Origin of the sequence: Type-D symbiont of Plautia stali (assembly GCF_001485335.1) — a bacterium.
Lineage (GTDB): Bacteria > Pseudomonadota > Gammaproteobacteria > Enterobacterales > Enterobacteriaceae > Pantoea > Pantoea vagans_C.
Window position 1 is genome coordinate 1 of sequence record NZ_BBOC01000206.1, and the last position, 602, is coordinate 602.

At 56.0% G+C, this 602-nt stretch carries 1 pseudogene; it reads left to right on the forward strand.

Annotation, left to right across the window (positions count from 1 at the left end):
• Positions 1-10 precede the first annotated feature (10 nt).
• A pseudogene (locus PSSD_RS26010) lies at positions 11-602 on the forward strand (IS3 family transposase); the annotation flags it as partial.

Consider the following 602-nt stretch of genomic DNA (forward strand, 5'->3'; position numbering starts at 1 on the left):
TTGAATCTACAGCGCGGTACTTTGCAAGGGAGCCCGACTAAAGTACCGCTTCATTAACGATCACCGTCAGGTCTGGTCGGTCGCACTGATGTGTCGGGTTCTGAAGGTTGCCCGTTCCGGTTTTTACGTCTGGCTCCACTGCCCGGTATCAGCTGGAGAGCAGGATAATCAGCGGCTGCTGACGCTTATCCGCGACTCTTATACCCTGAGTGGCGGCGTCTATGGGTACCGGCGGGTCCACAGTGACCTGCGAGAAATCGGAGAGGTATGCAGTAAAAACAGGGTAGCGAAAATTATGCGGCAGAACAGAATCAAGGCCGTACATGGCTATAAAATCCCGCGAGGAGCACGGGGACGTCCGTCAGTCATTGCCCCTAACCGGGTACAGCGGGAGTTCACAGTCGTTAAACCGAACCAGGTCTGGGTAACGGATATTACCTACATACGGACCTGGCAGGGCTGGCTGTATCTGGCCGTGGTGATAGACCTGTTTGCCCGCAATGTGGTGGGCTGGTCAATGAAACCCTCACTGTCGCGCGAACTGGCGCTGGATGCTCTCCTGATGGCCGTCTGGCGACGAAGGCCTGAGGAAACCGTTATCG